Origin of the sequence: Stenotrophomonas sp. ATs4, from assembly GCF_051861585.1 — a bacterium.
In the GTDB taxonomy this organism is placed as follows: domain Bacteria; phylum Pseudomonadota; class Gammaproteobacteria; order Xanthomonadales; family Xanthomonadaceae; genus Stenotrophomonas; species Stenotrophomonas maltophilia_AS.
Window position 1 is genome coordinate 247,462 of record NZ_JBLYPK010000003.1, and the last position, 25,742, is coordinate 273,203.

Sequence of the window (25,742 nt, forward strand, 5' to 3'; positions counted from 1 at the left end):
ACGGCATGCCGGCGGGTACGGGCTGGCTCATCGAAGGGGCACTGGGGAGATGCGCAGATGATAGGCGAAACCCCGCCCCCGGCGTCACCGCTGCTGGACGGCGAAACTCAGCCGCCGCGCCCCGGCGGTGTCACCTGTGCGCTGGCCGGCCACTGCACCACTGCTTCCAGCCCCCCTTCGGCACGGTTGCGCAGCCACAGGCGCCCACCATCTTTTTCGGCCAGGGCGCGCGCGATGGTCAGGCCCAGTCCGGCGCCGCCGGTCTCGCGCGAACGCGAGGTCTCCACCCGCACGAACGGGTCGAACACCGCCTCGAGCTGATCTTCGGCCAGGCCGGGGCCATCATCGGCCACCACCACCGTGATCGCGCCGCCACTGCGCTCGACCCGTACCCGCACCCGGTAGGCATACATCACTGCGTTGTCCACCAGGTTGGAAAACAGGCGGTGCATGGCCAGTGGACGCAGCATCAGCACTGCCCCGCTTCCGCCTTCGAAGACGACGTCGCCGCCGCCCTCTGCGGTGTCTTCGACGATGCTTTCCAGCAGTGAATCCAGATCCAGCGCGGCGCGCTGCTCGGCGCTTTCCGCACTGCGGGCCAGCTCCAGGCCTTCGCGCACCAGCGCCTGCATCGCGGCCAGATCACCAATCAGGCGTTCGCGCAGCGTCTCGTCGCTGACGTTCTCCAGGCGCAGGCGCAGGCGGGTCAGCGGAGTCTGCAGGTCATGGGTGATCGCCGCCAGCATCTGCGTGCGTTCAGCCAGGTGTCGCTGCAGGCGGTGCTGCATGGCATTGAAGGCTTCAGCGGCGCGCTGCACTTCACGCGGACCGCGCAGGGGAAGCGGATCACGCTGCAGGTCGTCGCCGAGATCTTCCGCCGCCGCCGCCAGTTCCTGCAGCGGTGCGCTGGCCATGCGCGCGACGATGTACGCCAGTACGGCGATCGCCAGCACCAGCAGGGTCAGGAACCACGGATCGACGGCGAGGATGCCGTTGTGCGCCACTGCCGGCGAATCCAGCGCCAGCTTCAGCAGCGTGCCATCGTTGAGCGTCACATCCACCGCGCGACACTTGGGCGGGATGAACGCCGGATCACGCTCGCGCGGGCGCTTGCGATGCCCGGGCGGCGGCGGAGGCAACAGGTCCTGCAGCTTGGGAATGCAGGAGCGGAACGAAGCAAAGTGCACATGCGCGCGTGCGACCGGGCCTGGCCGGTCATCCAGCACTTCCATCAACGCCGTATCGGCCCGCCCCAGGCGTGCGCCCGGCTGCAGCGCACGCACGCTCGGCCCACCGATTTCGAGCAGGCGCTCACGCAGTTCGGGGTTGCCATCGAGCAGGTTCACGTAGCCCTGCAGGCGGTCGGCAATGCGGTTAAGGTTCTGCCGCTCGAATTCCTGCTGGCGCTTGGAGGTGGCCAGCATGGTCGCACCGATCGCAGCCACGCTCATGCCCAGCAGCAGGATCACGAACAAGCGCCCGACCATCGAGGACATGAAGTGGCGCAGGCGCTTCATCGCGGCTTATTCCAGGTTGACGGCCGAGGCCAGTACATAGCCTTCGTTGCGCACGGTCTTGATCAGCCCGTCCGGGCCGCCGTCATCACCGAGCTTGTTGCGCAGGCGGCTGACCTGCAGGTCGATCGCACGGTCCTGCGCTTCGTAGTTGCGGCCACTGCTGAGCGCGACCAGCTGCTCGCGTGACAACACCTTGTTGGCATGGGCGATAAACACCCGCAGCAGGCGGAACTCGGCACCGGACAGCACCACCACGCGGTCATCCGGGTCCACCAGGTGGCGATGCTCCAGGTCGAATACCCAGCGCGAGAAGCGCGCGCGGCGAACTGCCAGCGGCTCCAGGTTGGCCGGCAGTGCCTCGGTCCGGCGCAATACGTTGCGGATGCGCGCCAGCAGCTCGCGCGGTTCGAACGGCTTGGCCAGGTAGTCGTCGGCGCCCATTTCCAGGCCCAGGACGCGGTCGATCGGCTCGGCACGCGCGGTCAGCATGATCACCGGCGTGTTCGAGCGCGCGCGCAGGTCGCGGCACAGGGTCAGGCCATCCTCGCGCGGCAGGTTGAGGTCGAGCACGATCAGGTCCACGTGCTCACGGTCCAGCAGCTGGCGCATGGCGGTGCCGTCGGCGGCCGTGCTCACCTGGTAGCCGGCCCGGCCAAGCTGCTCGGCCAGCAGGGTGCGGATGTCGTTGTCGTCGTCGACGATCAGCAGTCGATGCATCGGGTTTTCAGTCTCCATGTCGCGATCATCCCGTGTCGGCAGCTGAACCGCATCCGGGGCATTGCGTACCAGTGTATCCAGCGATGGGCCGGATACCTGTGGTTACGCGTATTCACCGACAGTGTTACATAGAGACATACCCTGAGGATTGAGCCGCCTGTCGCCCGGTCTTCACAATGCCCACCAACGCCGCCGCCGCGGCCCCGAGAGTGAAGCCACGACGTGACGTTCCGCCTGCTGCCTGCAACCCGCCGGGGTCGCCTCATACTGATCGCCCTGTTTGCCCTTGCCGTGACCGCCGCTGTCTGGTGGCTGATGCGCAAGCCCGCCGCCCCGGCAGTGGCAACCACCCCGGTCAGCCGTGGTGACATCGAGCAGACGGTGGACGCCACCGGCGTGATCGATGCCTACAAGCTGGTCAGTGTCGGCGCCCAGGCGTCGGGCCAGATCAAGTCGCTGAAGGTGCAGCTGGGCGATACGGTGAAGGAAGGCGACCTGATCGCCGAGATCGACGCCACCACCCAGCAGAACCAGGTGCTCAACGCACAGGCCTCGCTGGACCAGGTCACCGCCCAGCGCGCCGTGCAGCAGGCCAGCCTGCGCCAGGCCGAGCTGGAATTCGCGCGCCAGCAGCAGATGCTGTCCGCCGAGGCCACCTCGCGCCAGGAATACGATGCCGCCGAGGCACAACTGAAGACCGCCCGCGCCCAGCTGCAGTCCTACGAGGCGCAGATCAAGGGCCGCGAAACCGAACTGGGTACCGCCCGTGCCAACCTGGCCTACACCCGCATCGTGGCGCCGATGGACGGCACGGTGGTGGCGGTGGTGGCCGAGGAAGGCCGCACCGTGAACGCCAACCAGACCGCACCGACCATCGTCATGCTGGCACGGTTGGATGTGGTCACCGTCAATGCCGAGATCTCCGAGGCCGATGTGGTCAAGATCAAGGCCGGCATGCCGGTGTACTTCACCACGCTCGGCGATCCTGACCGCAAGTACCACGCCACGCTGCGCCAGATCAATCCGGCGCCGGCCTCGATCGCCAACGAGAATTCGTCCAGCTCCAGCAGCTCGTCCAGTTCCAGCTCCAGCAGCGCGGTCTACTACAACGCGCTGTTTGATGTGGAAAATCCGGATGGCACGCTGCGCATCGACATGACCGCGCAGGTTTCGGTGCTGCTGAAGCAGGCCAAGGGCGTGCTGATGGTGCCGGCCGTTGCACTCGGGCCGAAGTCGCGTGATGGCGAGCGCATCGTGCGGGTGGTCGATGACAACGGCCAGCCGCAGCCACGCAAGGTCAAGGTCGGCATCAACAACGGCGCCAACGTCGAGGTCCTGTCCGGACTGGAGGAAGGCGAGCGTGTGGTGGTTGGCGAAGGCGGCGCTGCGGCAGCCGGTGGTGGTGGCAACCGCGGCGGCATGCAGATGCGGGTCGGCGGCCCGGGCATGGGGCGCCGATGAGCACGACGGCGCCGCTGCTGCGCCTGCGCGACCTGCGACGTGAGTTCCCCGCCGGCGACGATGTGATCGCCGTGCTGCGCGACGTCAATCTCGACATCCATGCTGGCGAGATCGTGGCCATCGTCGGCCAGTCCGGTTCGGGCAAATCGACGCTGATGAACATCCTCGGCTGCCTTGATCGTCCCACCCGTGGCAGCTACCAGGTGGCCGGTCGCGAAACCGGGAAAATGGAACCGGACGAGCTGGCCGAACTGCGCCGCGAACATTTCGGTTTCATCTTCCAGCGCTATCACCTGCTGGGCGACCTGGATGCGCGTGGCAACGTGGAAGTACCGGCGGTATATGCCGGCAGCCCCGGGCCGGTGCGCAACGCGCGTGCCGAGCAGCTGCTGCAGCGGCTGGGGTTGAGTGACCGCATGCACCACAAGCCCGGCCAGCTGTCCGGTGGCCAGCAGCAGCGCGTGTCGATCGCGCGGGCGCTGATGAACGGTGGCGAGGTGATCCTGGCTGACGAACCCACCGGCGCGCTCGACACGAAATCCGGCGAGGAAGTGATGGCGATCCTCGGCGAACTGCACGCCGAAGGCCACACCATCATCATCGTCACCCACGACATGAGCGTGGCCGAACACGCGCAGCGCATCATCGAGATCCGCGACGGCGAGATCATCGCCGACCGCGCCAACCCGAATGCGCCCACCTACCGTGCGCAGCGTGAGGCCAGCACCGGTGTTGCCCGTGGCAACAGCTGGCGGGCCGCACGCGACCGCTTCACCGAAGCATTCCGCATGGCCCTGCTGGCGATGAACGCGCATCGGCTGCGCACTTTCCTGACCATGCTCGGCATCATCATCGGCATCGCCTCGGTGGTCTCGGTGGTGGCGCTGGGCAATGGCTCGCAGCAGCAGATCCTGCAGAACATCAGCGCGCTCGGCACCAACACCATCGACGTCTATCCCGGCCGTGGTTTCGGCGACATGCGCTCGGCGCGGGTGCAGACGCTCAAGGCCAGCGATGCCGACGCACTGGCCCGGCAGAGTTACGTTGACAGCGCCACGCCCAGCGTGTCGACCTCAGTCACCGCGCGTTACCGCAACCAGTCCTCCACCGCCCAGGTCAGCGGCGTCGGTGAACAGTTCTTCCGGGTCAAGGGCGTGACCCTGCTGAGCGGCAGCTTCTTCGACAGTGACGCGGTGAAGGGCCTCGGCCAGGTCGCGGTGATCGACGAGAACACCCAGACCCAGTTCTTCCCCGACGTCGACCCGATCGGCCAGGTGATCCTGCTCGGCAACGTGCCGGCACGCGTGGTCGGCGTGGCCAAGCGCCAGAGCTTCGGCTTCGGTGGCAGCACCAGCCTGAGCGTGTGGCTGCCCTACACCACGGTGATGTCGCGCATGCTCGGCCAGAGCCACGTGTCCAGCATCACCGTGCGCGTGGACGATGCCACGCCGATGGATGCGGCGCAGGAAGCGATCACCCGGCTGTTGACGATGCGCCATGGCACCGAGGACTTCTTCCTCAGCAACAGCGCTGAGATCCGCCAGACCATCGAACAGACCACGCGCACGATGACGCTGCTGATTGGAGCCATCGCCGCCATCGCGCTGCTGGTCGGCGGCATCGGCGTGATGAACATCATGCTGGTGTCGGTCACCGAGCGTACCCGCGAGATCGGCGTGCGCATGGCCGTCGGTGCGCGGCAGAGTGACATCCGCCAGCAGTTCCTGATCGAAGCGGTGCTGGTATGCCTGCTCGGCGGCCTGCTCGGCATTGGCCTGGCTCTGCTGCTGGGCTCGATGATCGGCCGTTTCGCCAGTGACTTCCAGGTGCTGTTCTCCACCGCCTCGATTGTTGCTGCCTTCGCCTGCTCGACCCTGATCGGCGTGGCGTTCGGCTTCCTGCCCGCGCGCAACGCCGCGCAGCTTGATCCGGTGGAGGCCCTGGCCCGCGAATGAAGATGATGACCCGACTGTCCTACCCTGCTCCCTCGCGCCTGCTGTTGGCTGGCGCTGTACTGCTTGCGCTTTCCGGCTGCGCCTCAGTGGGCCGCTATCCGGTGCAGGACCCCGACGTGGCGGCCACCTATGGCCGTGGCGATGCCACCCTCAATGCGCCCGCCGACGACCCACGCAGCAGCCTGGATACACCCGGCCGCGACATCCGCCAGGACAGCTGGTGGACCGGCTTCGGCGATGAGCGCCTGGACCGCCTGGTGGCGCAGGCGCTGGCCGCCAACAGCGATCTGGCCGCCGCCGGCCTGGCCGTGCAGCGCTCACGCCTGCAGGCGGGCCTGGCCAGCAATGCGCTGTGGCCGCAACCCTCGTCTTCCGGCGTGAGCGGCAGCGCCAGCCGCGCCACCGACCAGTCTGATGATTGGCGTCGCAGCTATTCCACAGGCGTGTCGCTGGGCTGGGAGGTCGACCTGTGGGGCCGCCTGCGCACCCAGCGCGACATCGCCCGCTGGGAAGCCGAGGCCAGCGAGGAAGACCGGCAGAACACCGCGTTGCTGGTGATTGGCGACACCATCACCCAGTACTGGACGCTGGCCTACCTCAACCAGTCGATCGCCACCGGCCAGGCCAACCTGGAGCGCTTGGAGCGCACCCGCGAACTGGTGCAGGCGCGCTTCGATGCCGGTGCGGTTTCGCGCCTGGAAGTGCGCCAGGCACTGCAGAACCTGCAGTCGCAGCGGTCCTCGCAGAGCGCCCTGGAACAGCAGCGGGTGGAAGTGCGCAATGCACTGACCGTGTTGCTGGACGGCACGCCGTGGCCGCAACAGGACGAGCCGCAGGACCTGCTTGACGCTCGCAGCCCCAGCATCAACGAAGGCCTGCCAACCGACCTGCTCGGCCGCCGCCCCGACCTGCGCGCGGCCGAGCTTCGCCTGCGCAACAGCCTGAAGACCATCAAGGTCACCGCCACCCAGTACTACCCGGCGCTGAGCCTGACCGGCAGTCTCGGCTCCAGTGCAACCTCGCTGGGCGATGTGCTGCGAAACCCGGTGGCCACGCTGGGCGCCGGCCTGTCATTGCCGTTCCTCAACCTGCAGCGCGCGCAGCTGGATACCGACATCGCCGGTACGGCGTACCAGATTGCTGCGACCAACTTCCGCAAGACGCTGTATACCGCGCTCTCGGAAGTGGACAACGCGTTGTCGGCACGCGAGCAGCTGGCGCGCCAGGTGGCGGCCTCGCAGGCCTCGTACGACGAAGCGGTGGAAGTGGAGCGCGCGCAGGAAGTGCGCTACCGCGTGGGTGCCACCGACCTGCGCACCTGGCTGGAAGCGCAGCAGACACGGCGTGATGCCGAGCTGTCGCTGGCGCGCGTGCGCCAGGGCCAGCTGAACAACGACGTCACCCTGTTCAAGGCACTGGGCGGCAGCGCGGGCTGAGGCGGCAAGAGCGCCAACCAAGGTTGGCGACTACCCGGCAGGTGTCGACCTTGGTCGACACGGTCCCTGCTGCCGATCAACCGCGCTGGCGCACGGCCTCGAACAGGCTGACGCCGGCGGCGACAGAAACGTTCAGGCTCTCGATCTCGCCCGGCATCGGGATCTTGACCAGGCCATCGCAGTTCTCGCGGGTCAGGCGGCGCAGTCCATCGGCTTCGCCGCCCAGTACCAGGGCGATGTTGCCCTTCAGGTCCAGCTGGTACAGCGAGGCGGTGGCTTCACCGGCCAGGCCATAAATCCATACGCCCTGCTTCTGCAGGTCCTTCAGGCAGCGCGACAGGTTGGTCACCGCCACCACCGGGATCAGATCGGCGGCACCGGCCGAGGTCTTGCGCACGGTCGCGTTCACCGTGGCCGACTTGTCCTTGGGGATAATCACGGCGGTGGCGCCGGCGGCAGCCGCCGAACGCAGGCAGGCACCCAGGTTGTGCGGGTCCTGCACCTCGTCCAGTACCAGCAGCAGGGCCTTGCCTTCGGCGGCAGTCACCAGGCCTTCCAGCTCGTTCTCGCTGTAGGTGCGGGCGGCGGCATAGCGCGCGGCCACGCCCTGGTGGCGCACCGAACCACCCACACCGTCCAGCGCCTGGCTGTTGACCTTGCGCACGTCGATGCCCTTGCGGCGGGCGTTTTCCTCGATCTCGGTCAGGCGCGGATTCTTCGCACCGGCCTCGACCAGCACTTCGCGGACGTTCTCGGCGTCGTTCTCGATGGAGGAGGCGACGGCGTTGACGCCGACGATCCACTGGCTGTTCTTGCTCATGCGGGCGGGACCGGAAAGGGGGTGGCTATGGTAGAGCATCGCGGGCGGCCGCGCTTCGCGCTCGCCGGGCATGGCCCGGCGCTACCCGCCGTTCATCCTTCGGATGAACGGCTGCGCGGCGGCCAGTGCGGGGTGTCGTGGTCGGGGTGCTGGTGGGACACGATCGTGGCCAGGAAATCGAGCGCGGCGATGTCTTCCTCGGTGCGCCGCGCCGGCAGGCTGGCCAGGGTATCGACGAAGGGGAGCTTGCGCTCGACCCCGTACTGGATCGTTGGCGGCAGGCGCTCGGGCTCATCGAATGCACCGGCCGCGATGGCCACGCCATCGGGCGCCTCATAGGTCAACGGCGTGCCGCAGTCGGCACAGAAGCCACGCCGCACCACGTTGGACGACTGGAAATAGCGCGGCTGGCCACGGGTCCAACTGAACTGTACGCCGCGCACCGAAACCAGCGGTGCGTAGTAGGCACCGAAAGCCTTCTGGCACATCCGGCAGTGGCAGATCGAGCTGTCGGTCAGCTCGCCACGCGCCTGGAAGCGGATCGCGCCGCACTGGCAGCCGCCGCTGTATTCGGGTTGGCCCTGCATGGTGCGTTCCTCCGAAACGTCGTGCCAACCAAGGTTGGCACCTACCGGGTGAGGCAGGTGCCGACCGTCGGTCGGCACACCGTGGGTGCGCAGCCGAGCATGGCTCGGCTCTACAGATCAATACTGCTTCTTGGTGCGCTTGGCCGGCTTGCCACGCTCGGGCAGCGGGGCCGGGCTTGCCACCTCTTCCTCACCCTTGTGCTCGACCAGGCGGAAGTCGATCTTGCGTTCTTCCATGCTGGCCTTCAGTACCAGGATGCGCACCTGGTCACCCAAGCGGTAACTACTGCCACGTCGCTCACCGGTCAGCGTCTTGCGGGTCGCGTCGAACTTGTAATAGTCCTGCGGCAACTGGGTCACGTGCACCAGGCCCTGCACCTTCGAATCGGCCAGCTCCACGAACAGGCCGAAGCTGGTCACGCCGCTGATCACGCCGTCGAACTGGCCACCCACGTGCTTTTCCATCCACGCGGCGCGGTAGCGCTCGTCGACTTCGCGTTCGGCCTCGTCGGCACGACGCTCACGCTCGGAACACTGCAGTGCCAGCGCGGCCATCTCGCGGGCGTTGTAGGTGAACTTGTCCAGCGGCTTGCCCGACAGCGCATGCTTGATCGCACGATGCACCAGCAGATCCGGGTAACGACGGATCGGCGAGGTGAAGTGCGCGTACGCCTCCAGCGCCAGGCCGAAGTGGCCGTTGTTGTCCGGGCTGTACACCGCCAGGCTCTGGCTGCGCAGCAGCACCGATTCCAGCAGCGTGGCATCGGGGCGGTCGCGGATCTTCTTCAACAGCTTGGTGTAATCACCGGGACGCACCTTCGACCAGGGCGGCAGGCTCAGCTTGAACTCCTTGAGGAATTCCAGCAGATCGGCGTACTTGGTCTCCGGCGGCTTCTCATGCACGCGGTACGGGGCCGGCACATGGCGCGACAGCAGATACTTCGCCGCCTCCACATTGGCCGCGATCATGCATTCCTCGATCAGCTTGTGCGCGTCGTTGCGCACCAGCATGCCGGCCTGGGTGACTTCGCCACGGTTGTCCAGCACGAAGCGCACTTCGCTGCTTTCAAATTCAATCGCACCGCGCTTGGCGCGTGCCTTGGCCAACACCTTGTACAACTGGTGCAGGCGCTGCACCTGCGGCAGCAGGTCGCCGATGAAGGCCTTGGCCCCGGCATCGTCCTCGCCCACCGCCTGCCAGACCTGGGTGTAGGTCAGTCGCGCATGCGAATTCATCACCGCTTCGTAGAAGCGTGAGTGACTGACAACGCCATCGCGATCAATCTGCATGTCGCAGACGAAGCACATGCGGTCGACCTTGGGCATCAGCGAGCAGATGCCGTTGGACAGCGTCTCCGGCAGCATCGGTACCACGAAGCCCGGGAAGTAGACCGAAGTCGCACGCTTCTGCGCTTCATCGTCCAGCGGCGTACCGGGGCGAACGTAATTGGAGACATCGGCAATCGCCACCACCAGGCGGAAACCATCGGCATTCGGCTCGCAATAAACCGCGTCGTCGAAGTCCTTGGCATCCTCGCCATCGATGGTGACCAGCGGCGTGCTGCGCAGATCGACGCGGTCACCGATCATCGCCGGTTCGACCACCAGCGGCACCGAGGCCGCTTCGTCCAGCACCTCCTGCGGGAACTCGAACGGCAGCTCGTGGCCATGGATGGCGGTTTCCACCACCAGCGACGCGGTCAGCTTGTCGCCAAGCACGGCGATGATGCGGCCGATCGGCGGGCGGCGGCTATCCGGCGCCTGGGTCAGTTCGCAGACCACCAGCTGGCCGTCACGTGCGCCACCGGTCTGGTCAGGCGGCACCTGCACATTGCGCTGGATGCGCTTGTCATCGGGCACCACGTAGTTGATGCCCATTTCGACGCTGAAGCGACCGATCAGGCGGGTCATGCCACGTTCCAGCACGCGGGCAATGCTGCCCTCGCGACGGCCACGATGGTCGATGCCGGTCACGCGGGCCAGCACCTTGTCGCCGTGCATCACCTTGCGCATTTCATACGGCGGCAGGAACAGGTCGTCGCCGCCCTCGACCGGGCGCAGGAAGCCGAACCCTTCCGGGTTGGCGATCACTACGCCAGTGACCAGGTTGAGGGTCTGGATCGGTGCGAAGCCGCCGCGGCGGTTCTGCACCAGTTGGCCGTCGCGGACCATGGCGCCGAGCCGGCGCGACAGCGCCTCGGCACGGTCGGGGGCACCCAGGCCCAGGCGTGCACCCAGTTCCTCGGCGGTCTGCGGACCTTCGCAACGCTCCAGCAGCGCCAGGATGGCCTCGCGGCTGGCGATGGGCTGTTCGTATTTCTCTGCTTCGCGGGCGGCATAGGGATCTTCGATCACCTTGCCGGTCGGCGGCAGCTTGCGGCCCGGGGCCGGGCCGGGTGCGTCAGCGCTGTGGATTCTGCGGCCGCGCGGCGGAGCGCCACCGTCGGCCAGTTCCGGAAGCCAGCCCGGCAACGGCTTGCCCGGCTTGGTGGTGCGGGCTGCGCCCGGCTTGGTGCCCTTCTTCGGGGCCTGGCTGCGGGACGTACTCCCGCCCTTGCTTGGTTTTTTGGTAGTCATCGCCCTACATGGTAGCCGTTGATGGCGTGCAGAACGGGTCAGCGTGTCTTTTGAAGATCCTGCGTGAAGAAATTCATGGAAGTCGTTGACAGCCTGCCAATTCATCTTCACAATTGCGCCTCTGGAACGCCCAGGTGGCGGAATTGGTAGACGCACTAGTTTCAGGTACTAGCGGGTAAAACCGTGGAGGTTCGAGTCCTCTCCTGGGCACCAACGAAAAAACTCCTCGCATCGGCGGGGATTTTTTTTGCCTGCGATCCGGCGGCAGGGTCGGATCCCTTTCCAAAGGAAAGGGCTCTGACCCCAAGCGAGTGAGATGGGGTCAGAGCCCGTTCCGCACACGAAACGGAATCCGACCCCGGATCCAGAAAAGGTGTTGACACCCCCGTCACGGCACCGCATAATTCTCCTTCTCGACGCCCAGGTGGCGGAATTGGTAGACGCACTAGCTTCAGGTGCTAGCGGGGGCAACTTCGTGGAGGTTCGAGTCCTCTCCTGGGCACCATGTCGAGAATGAAAAACACCCGCGAAAGCGGGTTTTTTCATATCCGGGGTCCGGCAGCGCCGGCCATGCGCGCGGCAGCCATCAGAACAACGGCCGCAGCACCAGCTCCAGACCGAGCAGCAGCAGGAACCCGAGGAAACAGGCGCGGAACACGCGCGCACTGATCCGCTGCCGGATCACCTGCCCCAGCCACATGCCCAGCAACGCTGGCACCACCGCCAACGCGCTCAGGCCCAGTTGCTGGATGCCGAACGCTCCCTGCAGCACCAGCCCGGTGGTCAATGAAATGGTCGACACCGTAAACGCCAGGCCCAGCGCCTGGACCAGCTCTTCGCGCTGCATGCCCAGCGACTGCAGATAAGGCACCGCCGGCATCACGAACACGCCAGTTGCCCCGGTCACCACACCGGATACCGCACCCACCAGCGGCCCCAGCCAGCGCTCGCGTCGTTGCGTCACACGGAACACCGGAGCGACCAACGCGTACAGCGCGTACACCACCAGCGCCACGCCCAGCGCAACACGGGACCAGGTGCGATCCACCCGCACCAGCAGCGCAGCCGAGCCCAGCGTCACCACCACCACCGCCAGCATCATCGGCCACAGCCGCCGTACGGTATGGCCCAGCGATGGACCCGACAACAACTGCCACGCGTTGGTGACGAAGGTGGGAATGAACAGCATCGACGCCGCCGCCACCGGCGACAGCGCACCACCCAGCAGGCCCATCGCCACCGTCGGCAGGCCCATCCCGGTCACGCCCTTGACCACGCCGGCCAGCACGAACACCACCACCAGCAACCCGTAGAAGTACATCGTCTCGTTCATCCCGCCATTGGAGCGGGCGCGGCACAGGCGCACAATGCGGTCTTGCCGCCGACGCCTTCGGATCAACCGAAGGCAGGCTCGACTGGAGCACTTGAATGCGGATGGACATCGCCGACCTGCGCCTGTTCCTGGCGATTGCCGAGGCCGGCAGCATCACTGCAGGCGCGGCGCAAGCGAACCTGGCACTCGGCTCGGCCAGCGAACGCCTGCGCACGATCGAAGCCGATGCCGGGACCACGCTGCTGAACCGGCATCCGCGCGGCGTCAGCCTGACCGAAGCCGGTGCCGCCCTCGCCCACCACGCACGCCTGATCCTGCAGCAACAGGCGCAGCTGCGAGGCGAAATGCACGCGTTCGCCCACGGCGCTCGCGGCACCCTGCACCTGTATGCCAATACTGCCGCACTGACCAACTACCTTCCGTCGCGGCTGGCCCCCTGGCTGGCCGAACGGCCGCGACTGCATGTCGAACTGCTGGAACGCACCAGCCCTGAAGTCGTACGCGCGATCAGCGCCGGCCAGGCAGAAGCCGGCATCATCAGCGATGCGGTCGAGGCCGATGGATTGCAGCGGCATGTCGTCGCCGAAGACCCGCTGGTGATGCTGCTGCCAGCCGATCACCATCTGGTCGCGCAACGCTCACTGGCATTCGCCGACGTCGCCGGCGAAACCTTCGTCGCGCTGGCCGACGGCAATGCCCTGCAGACCTACATTGAAGACCAGGCTCGCGACATCGGCCAACGCCTGGATGTGCGCATCCGCATGAAGACCTTCGAAGGGGTATGCATCATGGTCGGCCACGGCATCGGCGTCGGCATCGTGCCGCGGACCATCGCGCGCCAGCATCGACGCAGCACGCATACGATTGGCATAGCGCTCTCCGATGCCTGGGCACAACGCCGCCTGTGTGCGTGTTTTGCCGAGTGGACGCAGCTGTCACCGGCGATGCGCAGCCTGCTGCAGCACCTGGGCGTGCAGCCGCAGAAAAAAGTGTGAAATGTTGTTGACACATCTTCTGTCGTTCCCCATAATTCGTCTCCTGAGTCGCCCAGGTGGCGGAATTGGTAGACGCACTAGCTTCAGGTGCTAGCGGGGGCAACTTCGTGGAGGTTCGAGTCCTCTCCTGGGCACCATGACTCAGCAAATGATCAAACCCGCGAAAGCGGGTTTTTTCATGTCCGGGATTTGGGCGCACGTTGCATTGCGATTGCCGCTCAATGTGTCGTATCCGGCACCTCCTTTGCAGCCACCTGCTCGTGCGATCTCCCACCGGCGCGTCGCTATCACACTCTGAACGACAACCTTTTCGGGATCCATTCCACGTTTCGTTCGAACTCGTACTTCTCCTGGACGGAATCCACTCGCGATTCCTCACCCCCGGCAGGCAGATTCTCGGATGCCGGGTGCAGGTACTCCATCATGCCCTGCCCCTGCGCGCCTTCCTCCAATAAAGGACGCTCCATGCAGCGCAGCATCATCTGTCCCCACTGCCACACCGCCTCCAACCACGGCGTAAGCGTCTGCGTGGGATGCCAGGCCGAAGTCCACTATGGCGCATCCCGGGAAGCGTACGTGGTTGTCTTTGTTGCCGCCCTTGTCTGCGGCGCATTCGTCGGCAGCCACCTGCAGGCCACTGCCGGCTGGATCAGCGGCGGCGTCGTACTTGTGGCAGGAATGTGGGCGATGGCCCAGCTGTTCCGCGATCGCGTGGTGTTCAAGCGCGTGTATCGCACCCGCTAGACGTTGGCCAATGCACTTGGCCTGGATGTACTTCGGTACGCCACCTGACAGGCAGGGCGCGACGTTGCCAGCAACGCACAAACAAGAACCCCGCCTTCCGGCGGGGTTTCTGCATCCAGTAGATCCACGCCATGCGTGGATGCATTCTGCGGGAAATCCGCCGGGCATGGCCCGGCGCTACCGAGTGGCAGATCGATCAGTGCCCACCGCCCGCAGACGCCGCACCCGCGCCCGCACCAAACGGCGGCTTGGCCAGCCACAGGAAGGTGATGATCGCCAGGAAGATCCAGCCCAGCAGGAAGAAGATGTCGTTGAAACCCATCTGCGATGCCTGGTGGTTGATCATGTTGTTCAGTACCGCTGCACCATGCTGCAGGTCGCCCTGCCCCATCGCCGTGACCTGGTCCTGCATGCCCGGCTGATAGGCCGAGATGTGTTCGGTCAGGTCGGCATGGTGCACCTGGGTACGCCGCGCCCACAGCCACGTCGTCAGCGAGGCCGCAAAGCTGCCGCCCAGCGTACGCAGGAACGTGGCCAGGCCGGAGCCCGCCGCGATCTCGCGCCCATCCAGGTCCGACAGCAGGATCTGCAGCACCGGCATGAAGAACAGCGCCACGCCGATGCCCATGATCAACTGCACGCCGGCCACATGCTGGAAGTCCACCTGCAGGTTGAAGCCGGAGCGCAGGAAGCTGGTCATCGACAGGAACACGAAGGCGATGGTCGCCAGCATGCGCATGTCGAAACGCGACGCGTACTTGCCGACGAACGGCGTCATGATCACCGGCAGGATGCCGATCGGCGCCGTTGCCAGGCCGGCCCAGATCGCGGTGTAGCCCATGTCACGCTGCAGCCACTGCGGGATCAGCAACGCCACGCTGAAGAACGCCGCATAGGCCACCACCATCGCCAGCGTGCCGGCGCGGAAGTTGCGATGCCGGAACAGCCGCAGGTCCACGATGGGATCCTTGTCGGTCAGTTCCCAGATCAGGAACACCGTCAGCGCTACCACCGCCACGCAGGCCAGCACCACGATCTTCATCGACGAGAACCAGTCTTCGTCGTTGCCCAGGTCGAGCACCAGCTGCAGCGCGCCGACACCGATCACCAGGGTGACCAGGCCGACGTAGTCCATCTTCGGCTTCTCGATGTGCTCCGGGCGCCCCTTCAGCTGGTTGCCCACCACCAGCGCGGCGAAGATACCCAGTGGAACATTGATCAGGAAGATCCATTCCCAGCTGTAGTTGTCGGTGATCCAGCCACCGAGGATGGGGCCGCAGATCGGCGCCACCACGGTGATCATCGCCAGCAGCGCCAGCGCCTGCCCGCGTTTCTCGCGGGGATAGATCGACACCAGCAGCGACTGCGTGATCGGGTACATCGGGCCGGCCACGAAGCCCTGCAGCGCACGCGACAGCACCAGCATGCCCATGCTCTGCGCCAGGCCGCACAGCAGCGAGGTGATGACGAAGGCCAGCGTCGCCCACATGAACAGCTTGCGCTCGCCGAAGCGGCGGCTGAGCCAGCCGGTCAGCGGCAGCGCAATGGCCGTGCTGACCGCGAACGAGGTGATGACCCAGGTCGCCTGCTGCGAACTGGCGCCGAGGTTACCGGCGATGGTGGGCAGCGAGACGTTGGCGATGGTGGTGTCGAGCACCTGCATGAACGACGCCATCGCCAGGCCCACGGTGCACAGGGCGACGCTGGGCGGCAGGAACCCGGAGGCCGCACCCGGCGCCGCCGGAGCGCCGGGCGCGGCTGGAGCTTGTGCGGACATGGCGACCTCAGCCCACCTTCGTCTGCTGCGGCAGGTTGCCCTGGATGATCGTGTGGATCACCTCGTCGGCATCATGCAGCTGCTTGGCATACACGTCGGTGTCGAACACCGTGCCCTTGGCCGGGGTGCTCGGCAGCACTTCGCCCTTCTGGTCGCGCAGGCTCACTTCGGCCTTCATCGACAGGCCGATGCGCAGCGGGTGGTCGGCCAGCTGCTTGGCATCGATGGCGATGCGTACCGGCACGCGCTGCACGATCTTGATCCAGTTGCCGCTGGCATTCTGCGCCGGCAGCAGCGAGAACGCCGAGCCAGTGCCCAGGCCCAGGCTCTGGATGCGGCCCTTGTACTTCACGTCGCCGGCGTACAGGTCCGACTTCAGCTCCACTTCCTGGCCCAGGCGCATGTGGCGCAGCTGGGTTTCCTTGAAGTTGGCTTCGACCCACATCTGTTCGGTCGGCACCACGGCCATCAGCGCATTGCCCGGCTGTACGCGCTGGCCGACCTGCACCGAACGACGGGCGACGTAGCCGGTAACCGGCGCGACGATGCCGGCGCGGGCGTTGTTGAGGAAGGCCTGGCGCAGCTGCGCGGCAGCGGCCTGCACGTCCGGCTGGGTGGCGATCACGGTGTCGTCGACCAGTGCGCGGTTGCGCTCGACGGTCTCGCGCGAACCGGCCACGGCGGCTTCGGCAGCGGCCAACTCGTCACGAGCATGGGCCAGTTCTTCGTTGGAGATGGCGCCGGTGACAGCCAGATCCTTGCGGCGGGCGAAGTCGTCGCGCACGCGCTTCAGGGTCACCTGGCGGGCGTTCAAATCCGCCTGCGCGCCTTCCACGCTGCGGTACAGACCACGGGTCTGGCGCACGGTCTTGGCCAGGTTTGCTTCGGCCTGCTGCAGCGCCACCGAGGTGTCGGACGGGTCCAGCTGCACCAGCAGCTGGCCGCGCTCCACGCGCATGCCGTCATCGGCGTTGATGGCGACCACGGTTCCGGCCACCAGCGGGGTGATCTGCACCTGGTTGCCCTGCACGTAGGCATCGTCGGTTTCTTCGAACCAACGACCGAACATGAAGTACCACAGCGCCAGTGCGGCAAGCAGCAGCACGACGATCACGAACAGGCCGCGCAGCAGGTTGCCGCGGCGGTTGGAGGCGGCCGGGGCCGCGGTGTCTTGGGTCTGGCTCATGGCGGAGGTCTTCAGGAATGCGAGGAATCGGAATGGGAGGCGATCGGTGCGCGATCGGCGTCACTGGGCTGGAAACCACCGCCCAGCGCCTTGCTCAGGCGCACAGAGGTCTGTACCTGCTGCGACTGCAGGCCGGCCAGTTGCTGCTGCGACTGCAGCAGGGTGGACTGCGCGGTCAGCACGTCCAGGTAGCTGCCAATGCCGGCGCGGTAGCGCTGCTGGGCCAGGTCGAACGCGGAACGTGCGGTGTCCACCGCTTGCTGCTGCGCGTGCGACTGCTGTGCCAGCGAGCGCACCGCGTTGACCTGGTCGGCCACGTCGCGCAGTGCATCAAGCACGGCCTGGTTATAGTTGGCCACCGCCAGGTCGTACTGCGCATCGGTATTGGCCAGGTTGGCGCGCAGCTTGCCGCCTTCGAAGATCGGCAGGCTCAGCGCCGGGCCGATATAGGCGAAGGTGGAGCTGCTCTTCAGCAGGTCACCCACGTTCGGGGCGACCACGCCAGCCAATGCGGTCAGGTTGAAGCTCGGGTAGAACTTGGTCCTGGCAACCTTGATCTGCTTGTCGGCCGCTTCCACGCGCCAGCGCGCGGCCACGATGTCGGGACGACGGCCGAGCAGTTCGCTGGGCAGCACGCCCGGCAGTTGCAGTGCCATCGGGTTCAATGCCTGCGGACGCTGGATCGACAGTCCACGGTCCGGGCCCTTGCCGACCAGCGCGGCCAGCGCGGTGCGGGCGGCGTCGATGCGCTGCTGCGCGGCCAGCACCTGCTGCTGTGCGGCGGGCACGCGGGCCTCGGCCTGGCGCACCTGCAGGTCGCTGTCGATGCCCGCGCTGCGGCGCTGGCGGGTCAGCTGCAGCGACTTCTGCGAGCGGCCCAGCTCTTCCTCGGCCACATCGTTGAGCTGCCACGCATAGGCCAGGTCGGCGTAGGCCTGGGCGATGCCGGTGGACAGGTTCAGGCGGGCGGCCTGGGCTTCAACAGTGGCGGCATGGGCGCCATCCACGGCGGCTTCCCAGGCGGCGCGCTTGCCGCCCCACAGGTCCACGCCATAGCTGAAGTCGAAGGCGACCCGGCTGCTGCCAGCGTAATGCCCACCCATCTCACTGCCCGCCATCGATTCGGGCAGGCGCAGGCCGGTGTAGCCACCGGACACGGACAGGCTGGGCAGGCGGTCAGCACGCGCGGTACCGACCTGGGACTGGGCCTGGCGCAGTCGCGCATCGGCAGCGTCCAGGCTCGGGTGACCGGCCAGGCCTTCGGCGACCAGCGCGTCCAGCTGTGCATCGCCCAGTGCCTTCCACCAGTCCTGTGCCGGGAAACCGGTGGCGCTCAGGTCGGTGTCGGCCAGGGTACGTTCGCTGTGCAGGCTGTCCACATCGAGCACGTGGCCCTGCGGGTTGAGGCCGCGACTGCTGGCGCAGGCGGCCAGGGCCAAGGCCAGCGCTGATACCAGCAGCGCGCGCCCGGACCGGCGGAGAGTGGAATGCGGGATCGGGTTCATGGGGTCGTCAGGGAATCGCGGATTCGGGTGAGAAGGGACAGCAGCAGCGTGCGCTCGTCGGCGGCAAGATCACGCAGTGCGTAATCCATCACCGCGTCGCCGCGCAGCTTCAGCCGCGCCCACAGCGCGCGGCCTTCATCGGTCAGCACGATCTGCAGCGCACGCCGGTCCTGGGCATGCTGCTCGCGGCGCACGCAGCCCAGCGCTTCCAGCTTGTCCAGCAAGCGGGTGACGGCGCTGGGAACCTGGTCGATGGCCTGGGCCAGTTCGTTGGCGGTACACGGGGCCATGTTCGAAAGCACCTTCAGCCCGATGTAATGGGTGAAGCCGATGCCGAGGTCTTCTTCGGCCATGGACGCGTCGAGCTGGCGGACCAGGCCGTCGCGCACCTGGCGCAGCAGCAGGCCGAAGCTGGGGGTAGTGGTTGCAGGACAGATCATGGGGGAGCATTCTCTTCCAAAAATAATATTTCTCAATGGAAATATTCGATCTGGCATCGAATGCTGTGTTGCAGCAGTGGGCTGGATCAGTGAAGGCGCTCACCTTAATGGCCCACTCAGCTGGCCCGGTAGTACAATTAAGCCAATGGATGACACATTTCAGCCAGCGGATATGATGAACAAGGCAGAAATCCCCCCTCCCAAGCGCCTGCTCCGCGAGGACGCGCTGGACTGGTTCGAGCGCAACGACGGCCCACCGGTGGTCGCTTTCCGCTTTGACAGCCCGCAAGGTCTGGTCCGTGAAGTGGACTGGCACCACCATCAGCGCGCGCAGTTGATCTGCGTCGAACGCGGCCTGCTGACCACGCGCACCTCGCATGGCACCTGGTCGCTGGCGCCGGGTTCGGCCGGCTGGATGCCGCCGCTGGAACCGCACACTGTCACCCTGGACGGCCCTTTGCGTGGCTGGGGCATGGCAGTGGCCGCACAGGCCTGTTCCGCCCTGCCCGCCGACCCGTGCGTGCTGGGCCTGTCCAAGCTGGCCCAGGCGCTGGCCGATCGCATCTGCGAATGGCCGCTGGGCTACGACACTACCGCCGAGCGCCAGCACATCATCGATGTACTGCTGGACGAGATCCGCACCGCCCCGCGCCAGCGCATGCACCTGCCGATGCCGCACGACCGTCGCCTGCTGAAGATCGCCTCGCAGCTGCTGGCCGACCCGTCCGACGAGCGCAGCCTGGCCGAATGGGCGCACTGGGCCGGCCTGTCGCCGCGCAGCCTGACCCGTCACTTCCGCGACGAGACCACGCTCAGCTTCGCCCAGTGGCGGCAGCAGGCCCGCCTGGCCGAGGCGCTGCGCCAGCTCAGCGAGGGCCGCAGCGTGGCCGATATCGCCCATGCACTGGGCTTCAGCAGCGCCAGCGCCTTCGTTACCGTGTTCCGCCGTCACTTCGGTTTGCCGCCCGGGCGCTACCTGGCGCGGGCCGGGCATGGCCTGGAAACCGGTCTGGACCCTGCGCGCGGCTTGGCATCCCCGGCCGCATCCGGATAATCACAGGATTGCGAGCGGCGACCGCCGTCGCCGCCTCCCGACAATAGGTAACAACGCCGCATGACCGATCTTGCCCGCCCCGTGTTCCACGGATTCGAACAACTGCCGCTGCGTGAGTACGCCGAACGCGCCTACCTCGACTACTCGATGTATGTGGTCCTGGACCGCGCCCTGCCGTTCATCGGCGACGGCCTGAAGCCGGTGCAGCGCCGCATCATCTATTCGATGAGCGAGCTGGGCCTGAATGCCGCGTCCAAGCCGAAGAAGTCCGCGCGCACCGTCGGTGACGTCATCGGTAAATACCATCCCCACGGCGACAGCGCGTGCTACGAGGCGCTGGTGCTGATGGCACAGCCGTTCTCGTACCGTTATCCGCTGATCGAAGGCCAGGGCAACTTCGGCTCCAGCGACGACCCGAAGTCGTTCGCGGCGATGCGCTACACCGAATCCAAGCTGACCCCGATCGCCGAAGTGCTGCTGGGCGAACTGGGCCAGGGCACCACCGACTGGGCACCGAACTTCGACGGCACCCTGCAGGAACCGACCTGGATGCCGGCGCGGCTGCCACACCTGCTGCTCAACGGCACCACCGGCATCGCCGTGGGCATGGCCACCGACGTACCGCCACACAATCTCAACGAGATCGTCAGCGCGCTGCTGCATCTGCTGGACAACCCCGACGCCAGCGTGCGCGACCTGTGCGAGCACGTGCAGGGCCCGGACTACCCGTCCAGTGCCGAGATCATCACCCCGGCCAACGACCTGCGGAACATGTACGAGACCGGCAACGGCAGCGTGCGTGCGCGTGCCACCTTCATCAAGGAAGCGCACAACGTGGTGGTTACCGCGCTGCCGTTCCAGGTGTCGCCGTCGAAGGTGATCGAGCAGATCGCCGCACAGATGCGCGCCAAGAAGCTGCCGTGGCTGGAGGACATCCGCGATGAGTCCGACCACGCCAACCCGGTGCGCGTGGTGCTGGTGCCGCGTTCCAACCGCGTCGACGCCGACCAGCTGATGGGCCACCTGTTCGCGACCACGGACATGGAGCGCAGCTACCGCGTCAACCTCAACGTGATCGGGCTGGACGGCCGTCCGCAGGTGAAGAACCTGAAGATGCTGCTCAGCGAATGGCTGACTTTCCGCAGCAACACCGTCACCCGCCGCCTGCAGCACCGCCTGCAGAAGGTCGAGCGCCGCATGCACCTGTTGGAAGGCCTGCTGGTGGCCTTCCTCAACCTGGACGAGGTGATCCACATCATCCGTACCGAGGACGAACCGAAGGCTGCGCTGATCGCGCGCTTCGGCCTGTCCGACGACCAGGCCGATTACATCCTGGAAACCAAGCTGAAGCAGCTGGCCCGCCTGGAAGAGATGAAGATCCGTGGCGAGCAGGACGAGCTGGCCAAGGAGCGCGAGAAGATCCTCGGCATCCTCGACAGCAAGGCCAAGCTGAAGAAGCTGATCCGCGATGAGCTGACCGCCGACGCCAAGAAGTTCGGCGACGCACGCCGCTCGCCGCTGGTGCAGCGCCAGGCCGCGCAGGCCATCGACGAGACCGAGCTGGTGCCGAGCGAGCCGATGACGGTGGTGATGTCCGAAAAGGGCTGGATCCGCGCGGCCAAGGGCCACGACATCGATGCCTCCACCCTGTCCTACCGCGATGGCGACGCGCTGCAGGGTGCGGTGCGTGCGCGCAGCACGCAGCAGGTCGCGTTCCTCGACAGCGAGGGCCGTGCCTACTCCACACCGGTGCACACCCTGCCCTCCGCGCGCGGCAACGGTGAACCGCTGACCGGCCGCTTCTCGCCAGCCGCTGGCACCAGCTTCGTGACCTTGGCCAGCGCCGAGCCGGACACCCGCTTCGTGCTGGCCTCCACCCACGGCTACGGCTTCGTCACCCGCTTCGAGAACCTGATCGGCCGCAACAAGGCCGGCAAGGCGATGCTGAACCTGTCGGCCGGCTCCACGGTGCTGACCCCGTCGGTGGTGGCCAACGTCGCCACCGACCGCATCGTGGCCGTAACCAGTTCCGGCAACCTGCTGGCAATCGCCGCCAACGACCTGCCGGAACTGGACAAGGGCAAGGGCAACAAGATCATCGAGATCCCCAAGGCCAAGCTCGCCACCGAACGCGTGGTCGCCATCGTGGCAATCAGCCCGGGGCAGACCCTGCAGGTGCGCAGCGGCCAGCGCACCATGGGCCTGAAGTTCAACGAGCTGGATGCCTACCTCGGCGCCCGTGCCACCCGCGGCCACCTGCTCCCGCGCGGCTGGCAGAAGGTGGAAGGGCTGTCGGTGGAATGAGGGCTGGGGCCCTGCCCCTGGTGGGTGTCAACCTTGGTTGACACGCCTTGCCCCGGTAGACGCCAACCTCGGTTGGCGTTTTCGATCCCAATGGGGTCAGAGCCGTTTTCGTTGAAAACGGATCCGAACCCGGACACGAAAAAGCCGGGGCATTCCCCGGCTTTTTCGTTGTCGGCTGGCGGGCGGTGGAGCGGCTGGCGGGCGAAAGCTGGCTGGCGGTGCTCCGGTGCTGGCGGGCGACAGAACGCTGTGCTGCTGGTAGAGCCGACCGCTGGTCGGCTGTTCTGCGAAATGCAGCCAAGCATGGCTTGGCTTTACATCAGGTACCGCAGCCGACCAGCGGTCGGCTCTACCGGGTAGTCGCCGGGCATGGCCCGGCGCCACCTGCGGTCAGTGCGCCGGGGCGCCGCTGCCGTCGATCTTGCTCAGCTGGTACAGCTCCAGGCCGATGCGCTTGATCAGGCCCAGCTGCTGCTCCAGCCACCAGGCATGGTCTTCCTCGGTGTCCTTCAGCTGCGCAAGCAGCATGTCGCGGCTCACGTAGTCGCCCTTCTCTTCGCACAGCTTCATGCCGGCGGCGAGATTGTTCCGGACCGCGTATTCAGTATCCAGGTCCTTCTGCAGCATCTCTTCCACGGTCTTGCCCGGCTCGGTGGCGTGCGGGCGCATGTCCGGGTCGCCGCCGAGGAACAGGATCCGGCGCAGCAGCGCATCGGCGTGCTGGGTTTCCTCTTCCATCTCGTGGTTCAGGCGTTCGTACAGCGCGAACAGGCCCTGGTCCTCGTAGCGGCGGGAATGGATGAAGTACTGGTCACGGGCAGCAAGCTCGCCGCGCAGCAGTTCCTTCAGGCAGGCGATGACGTCCGGGTTGCCTTTCATGGGGGGGCTCCTGTGAATCGATGTGGCATAGGGTGCCGCATTTCAAAATACGGTGATCTAATCGGAATCAGTCGCAGTTGCGCCTGCGGCTACAATCAGCCCACGAGTTCGGAAAGGACGTGCGATGCGACGTACATGGCGTTGGGTGCTGGGCGTGTTGATCGCCATCGTGCTGGTTACCGCACTGGTCCTGTGGCTGCTGCTGCGTGGCAGCCTGGCCGACCTGGACGGCGAACATGCGCTGCCGGGGCTGGGCAAACCGGTCACCGTCGAGCGCGATGCACTGGGCGTGGTGACCATCACCGCCGGCAGCCAGGCCGACGCGATGCGCGCACTCGGCCGCGTGCATGCGCAGGAACGCTATTTCGAAATGGACCTGATGCGCCGCAGTGCCGCTGGTGAGCTGTCGGCGCTGTTCGGACCCAAGGCCGTCGACGCCGACAAGCGCATGCGCGTGCATCGCCTGCGCGCACGCACCGAAGCGCATCTGGATGCCGCACTGGGCGACAACGGCGCGGTCGTGCGCGCCTATGTGGACGGCGTCAACGGGGGTCTGACCGATCTCTCCGTGCGGCCGTGGGCCTACCTACTGCTGCGGCAATCGCCACAGCCGTGGCAGGCCAGTGACAGCGTGCTGGCCGGCTTGGCCATGTATGCCGACCTGCAGGACCCGAACAACCAGACCGAGCTTGCACTGAGCCGTATCCGCGCGGTGGTGCCGCCGGCGTTGTACGCGCTGATTGCCCACGACGGCACCGAATGGGATGCGCCGCTGTTCGGCGAGCCCACCGGCAACGCCACCCTGCCCGATGCCAGCCAGCTGGATCTGCGCACGTTGAAGGGAAAACCGGGCACCGAGCAGGAAGAGGCGGACGTCATCGGCAGCAACAATTTCGCGGTGGCCGGCGCGCTCACTGCCGACGGCCGCGCGATCGTCGCCGACGACATGCACCTGGGCCTGCGCGCACCCGGCCTGTGGTTCCGTGTGCGCCTGCGTTATCCCGACCCGCAGGCTGCGGGCGGCCAGGTCGACGTCACCGGCTTCTCGCTGCCCGGCCTGCCGGCGGTGATCGTCGGCAGCAACGGGCACGTGGCCTGGGGCTTCACCAACAGCTACATCGACACCGCCGATTACCGTACTGAACCGGCCAACGCCGCAGTGACCGTGCATGAAGAACGCATCGCCGTGGCTGGCCAGGCCGACGTGCTGTTCCCGGTGCGCGAAACCGCCTGGGGCCCGATCCTGCACAGCCATGCCGATGGCAGCGGCGATGCGCTGCGCTGGGTCGCCCACCTGCCCGGCGCGGTGCGCCTGGACTTCGGTGACCTGGCCCGTGCCGGTGATCTGGACGCTGCCCTGCACTTCGCCGACCGCGCCGGCATTCCTGCACAGAACCTGGTGGTCGGCGACCGCAGCGGACGCATCGCCTGGCGCCTGATCGGCGCCCGCCCCGACCGAGGCCCCGGCTGTGCACCGGCAGGCTTCACGGCCGCCAACAACCAGCACTGCGCACCCTGGCCGATCCGCAGCGACGCGTCACCCGCGCTGATCGATCCCCCCAACCATCGACTTTGGACCGCCAACGGTCGCGTGCTCGATGGGGAGGCGCTGGCCAGTGTCGGCAATGGCGGTTACGACCTCGGTGCCCGTGCACGCCAGATCCGCGACCTGCTGGCGATCCAGGAGCGTTTCGACGAACACGACCTGCTGGCGATCCAGCTCGATGATCGCGCCGTGTTCCTGCAGCGCTGGTGGGCCCTGCTGCACGACGTCATCGAACGCAGTGACGATCCTGCACTGAAGCAGTTGAAGTCCGTAAGCCACCAATGGGGCGGCCGCGCCTCGACCAGCTCGGTCAGCTACCGCGTGGTGCGCGAGTTCCGCACCCACGTGATGGAAACCCTGTCCGATGCGCTGCTGGCCCCGGCCAACGCGCAGCTGGGCGATGACTATCTGGATCCGCGCCTGGCACAACTGGAGGGCGTGGCCTGGCCCATGCTGCAGCAGCGCCCGGCCAACCTGTTGCCACCGGCCTTTGACAGCTGGGATGCGTTGCTGATCGACGCTGCACGCCGTACCGAGAGTGAGCTGTCCAAGCAGGGGCCGCTGGCCGAGCGCAGCTGGGGCGAGCGCAACACCGCTGCCATTTGCCATCCCATCGCCCGGGCGTTGCCGGAAATCGCCAAACGCTGGCTGTGCATGCCCGCCGATGCCCTGCCCGGCGACCGTGACATGCCCCGGGTGCAGACGCCGAACTTCGGCGCCTCCGAGCGCATGGTGGTTTCGCCCGGTCACGAGGCCGACGGCATCGTGCAGATGCCCGGCGGCCAGAGCGGCCATCCGCTCTCCCCGTACTGGGGCGCCGGCCACGAAGACTGGGTGCATGGGCGGCCGACGCCGTTCCTGCCCGGCAAGGCGCAGCACACGATGACGCTGGTGCCTGCACGTTGACGA

At 66.7% G+C, this 25,742-nt stretch carries 19 protein-coding genes and 3 tRNA genes; 11 read left to right on the forward strand and 11 right to left on the reverse strand.

The features are described from left to right. Window positions 1-107: 107 nt before the first annotated feature. On the reverse strand, window positions 108-1,517 hold the full coding sequence (locus ABR323_RS07240; protein WP_439448795.1) for an ATP-binding protein: 1,410 nt from the start codon (window positions 1,515-1,517) through the stop codon (window positions 108-110). Window positions 1,518-1,523: 6 nt separating this feature from the next. Further along, window positions 1,524-2,252 carry a response regulator gene (locus ABR323_RS07245; protein ID WP_004151313.1) on the reverse strand — a complete coding sequence of 243 codons (729 nt, stop codon included), beginning with the start codon at window positions 2,250-2,252 and terminating at the stop codon, window positions 1,524-1,526. A gap of 204 nt (window positions 2,253-2,456) precedes the next feature. On the opposite strand from ABR323_RS07245, the gene ABR323_RS07250 reads away from it, so the two are divergent. The 3 genes from ABR323_RS07250 to ABR323_RS07260 are packed head-to-tail and all read left to right on the forward strand — an operon-like array spanning window position 2,457 to window position 7,086. Beyond that, a complete protein-coding gene (locus ABR323_RS07250) occupies window positions 2,457-3,695 on the forward strand; it encodes an efflux RND transporter periplasmic adaptor subunit (RefSeq protein WP_439448796.1) in 1,239 nt (412 codons plus the stop codon). After that, a complete protein-coding gene (locus tag ABR323_RS07255; protein WP_439448797.1) occupies window positions 3,692-5,650 on the forward strand; it encodes a MacB family efflux pump subunit in 1,959 nt (652 codons plus the stop codon). The genes ABR323_RS07250 and ABR323_RS07255 overlap by 4 nt, the downstream gene beginning before the upstream one ends. After that, window positions 5,647-7,086, forward strand: coding sequence for an efflux transporter outer membrane subunit (locus tag ABR323_RS07260; RefSeq protein ID WP_439448798.1), 1,440 nt, complete (start codon window positions 5,647-5,649; stop codon window positions 7,084-7,086). Before ABR323_RS07255 ends, ABR323_RS07260 begins: the two co-directional genes overlap by 4 nt. A gap of 76 nt (window positions 7,087-7,162) precedes the next feature. Here ABR323_RS07260 and rlmB read toward each other — a convergent pair whose 3' ends face one another. The 3 genes from rlmB to rnr form a co-directional block, all read right to left on the reverse strand. Then, window positions 7,163-7,906: a 23S rRNA (guanosine(2251)-2'-O)-methyltransferase RlmB gene (rlmB, locus tag ABR323_RS07265; RefSeq protein ID WP_005408775.1), complete on the reverse strand. Its 744-nt coding sequence runs from the start codon at window positions 7,904-7,906 to the stop codon at window positions 7,163-7,165. Window positions 7,907-7,998: 92 nt separating this feature from the next. Beyond that, window positions 7,999-8,493 (reverse strand): GFA family protein, encoded by a 495-nt coding sequence (locus ABR323_RS07270; RefSeq protein ID WP_135272905.1) that lies wholly within the window; start codon window positions 8,491-8,493, stop codon window positions 7,999-8,001. Window positions 8,494-8,610: 117 nt separating this feature from the next. Continuing rightward, the gene (rnr, locus tag ABR323_RS07275) at window positions 8,611-11,070 is read right to left on the reverse strand and encodes a ribonuclease R (protein ID WP_135272904.1); all 2,460 of its coding nucleotides are present in this window, start codon (window positions 11,068-11,070) and stop codon (window positions 8,611-8,613) included. Between the two features lie 128 nt (window positions 11,071-11,198). On the opposite strand from rnr, the gene ABR323_RS07280 reads away from it, so the two are divergent. Continuing rightward, a tRNA-Leu gene (locus tag ABR323_RS07280) sits at window positions 11,199-11,283 on the forward strand. Window positions 11,284-11,488: 205 nt separating this feature from the next. Beyond that, window positions 11,489-11,575, forward strand: a tRNA-Leu gene (locus ABR323_RS07285). An 81-nt stretch (window positions 11,576-11,656) separates the two neighbouring features. On the opposite strand, the gene ABR323_RS07290 is transcribed toward ABR323_RS07285, so the two are convergent. Then, the gene (locus ABR323_RS07290) at window positions 11,657-12,403 is read right to left on the reverse strand and encodes a sulfite exporter TauE/SafE family protein (protein ID WP_439448799.1); all 747 of its coding nucleotides are present in this window, start codon (window positions 12,401-12,403) and stop codon (window positions 11,657-11,659) included. Between the two features lie 95 nt (window positions 12,404-12,498). On the opposite strand from ABR323_RS07290, the gene ABR323_RS07295 reads away from it, so the two are divergent. The 3 genes from ABR323_RS07295 (at window position 12,499) to ABR323_RS07305 (ending at window position 14,142) form a co-directional block, all read left to right on the forward strand. Beyond that, window positions 12,499-13,398 carry a LysR family transcriptional regulator gene (locus ABR323_RS07295; RefSeq protein ID WP_439448800.1) on the forward strand — a complete coding sequence of 300 codons (900 nt, stop codon included), beginning with the start codon at window positions 12,499-12,501 and terminating at the stop codon, window positions 13,396-13,398. A 50-nt stretch (window positions 13,399-13,448) separates the two neighbouring features. Next, window positions 13,449-13,535 (forward strand) — tRNA-Leu (locus ABR323_RS07300). A gap of 328 nt (window positions 13,536-13,863) precedes the next feature. Next, window positions 13,864-14,142, forward strand: a complete 279-nt coding sequence (locus ABR323_RS07305) for a hypothetical protein (protein ID WP_439448801.1) — start codon at window positions 13,864-13,866, stop codon at window positions 14,140-14,142. A 196-nt stretch (window positions 14,143-14,338) separates the two neighbouring features. Here ABR323_RS07305 and emrB read toward each other — a convergent pair whose 3' ends face one another. From emrB to emrR, 4 genes are read right to left on the reverse strand one after another with little or no spacing between them, the layout of a single operon-like run. Beyond that, entirely contained in the window at window positions 14,339-15,919 is a 1,581-nt protein-coding gene (emrB, locus tag ABR323_RS07310) for a multidrug efflux MFS transporter permease subunit EmrB (protein ID WP_439448802.1), read from the reverse strand. Window positions 15,920-15,926: 7 nt separating this feature from the next. Beyond that, window positions 15,927-17,105 carry a multidrug efflux MFS transporter periplasmic adaptor subunit EmrA gene (emrA, locus tag ABR323_RS07315; RefSeq protein WP_439448803.1) on the reverse strand — a complete coding sequence of 393 codons (1,179 nt, stop codon included), beginning with the start codon at window positions 17,103-17,105 and terminating at the stop codon, window positions 15,927-15,929. An 11-nt stretch (window positions 17,106-17,116) separates the two neighbouring features. Further along, window positions 17,117-18,610: a multidrug efflux transporter outer membrane subunit EmrC gene (emrC, locus tag ABR323_RS07320; protein WP_439448804.1), complete on the reverse strand. Its 1,494-nt coding sequence runs from the start codon at window positions 18,608-18,610 to the stop codon at window positions 17,117-17,119. After that, window positions 18,607-19,050: a multidrug efflux system transcriptional regulator EmrR gene (gene emrR, locus ABR323_RS07325; protein WP_439448805.1), complete on the reverse strand. Its 444-nt coding sequence runs from the start codon at window positions 19,048-19,050 to the stop codon at window positions 18,607-18,609. Before emrR ends, emrC begins: the two co-directional genes overlap by 4 nt. Window positions 19,051-19,222: 172 nt before the next feature. Between emrR and ABR323_RS07330 the strand changes: the two genes are divergently transcribed. Together ABR323_RS07330 and parC are read left to right on the forward strand one after the other, a co-directional pair. Then, window positions 19,223-20,104, forward strand: coding sequence for a helix-turn-helix domain-containing protein (locus ABR323_RS07330; protein WP_439448806.1), 882 nt, complete (start codon window positions 19,223-19,225; stop codon window positions 20,102-20,104). Between the two features lie 60 nt (window positions 20,105-20,164). After that, window positions 20,165-22,408, forward strand: a complete 2,244-nt coding sequence (parC, locus tag ABR323_RS07335; protein WP_439448807.1) for a DNA topoisomerase IV subunit A — start codon at window positions 20,165-20,167, stop codon at window positions 22,406-22,408. Between the two features lie 390 nt (window positions 22,409-22,798). Here parC and bfr read toward each other — a convergent pair whose 3' ends face one another. Continuing rightward, complete coding sequence (gene bfr / locus ABR323_RS07340; RefSeq protein WP_135272893.1) at window positions 22,799-23,287, reverse strand: bacterioferritin; 489 nt, start codon at window positions 23,285-23,287, stop codon at window positions 22,799-22,801. A gap of 124 nt (window positions 23,288-23,411) precedes the next feature. On the opposite strand from bfr, the gene ABR323_RS07345 reads away from it, so the two are divergent. Next, window positions 23,412-25,739: a penicillin acylase family protein gene (locus ABR323_RS07345; protein WP_439448808.1), complete on the forward strand. Its 2,328-nt coding sequence runs from the start codon at window positions 23,412-23,414 to the stop codon at window positions 25,737-25,739. The last annotated feature ends 3 nt before the right edge of the window (window positions 25,740-25,742 follow it).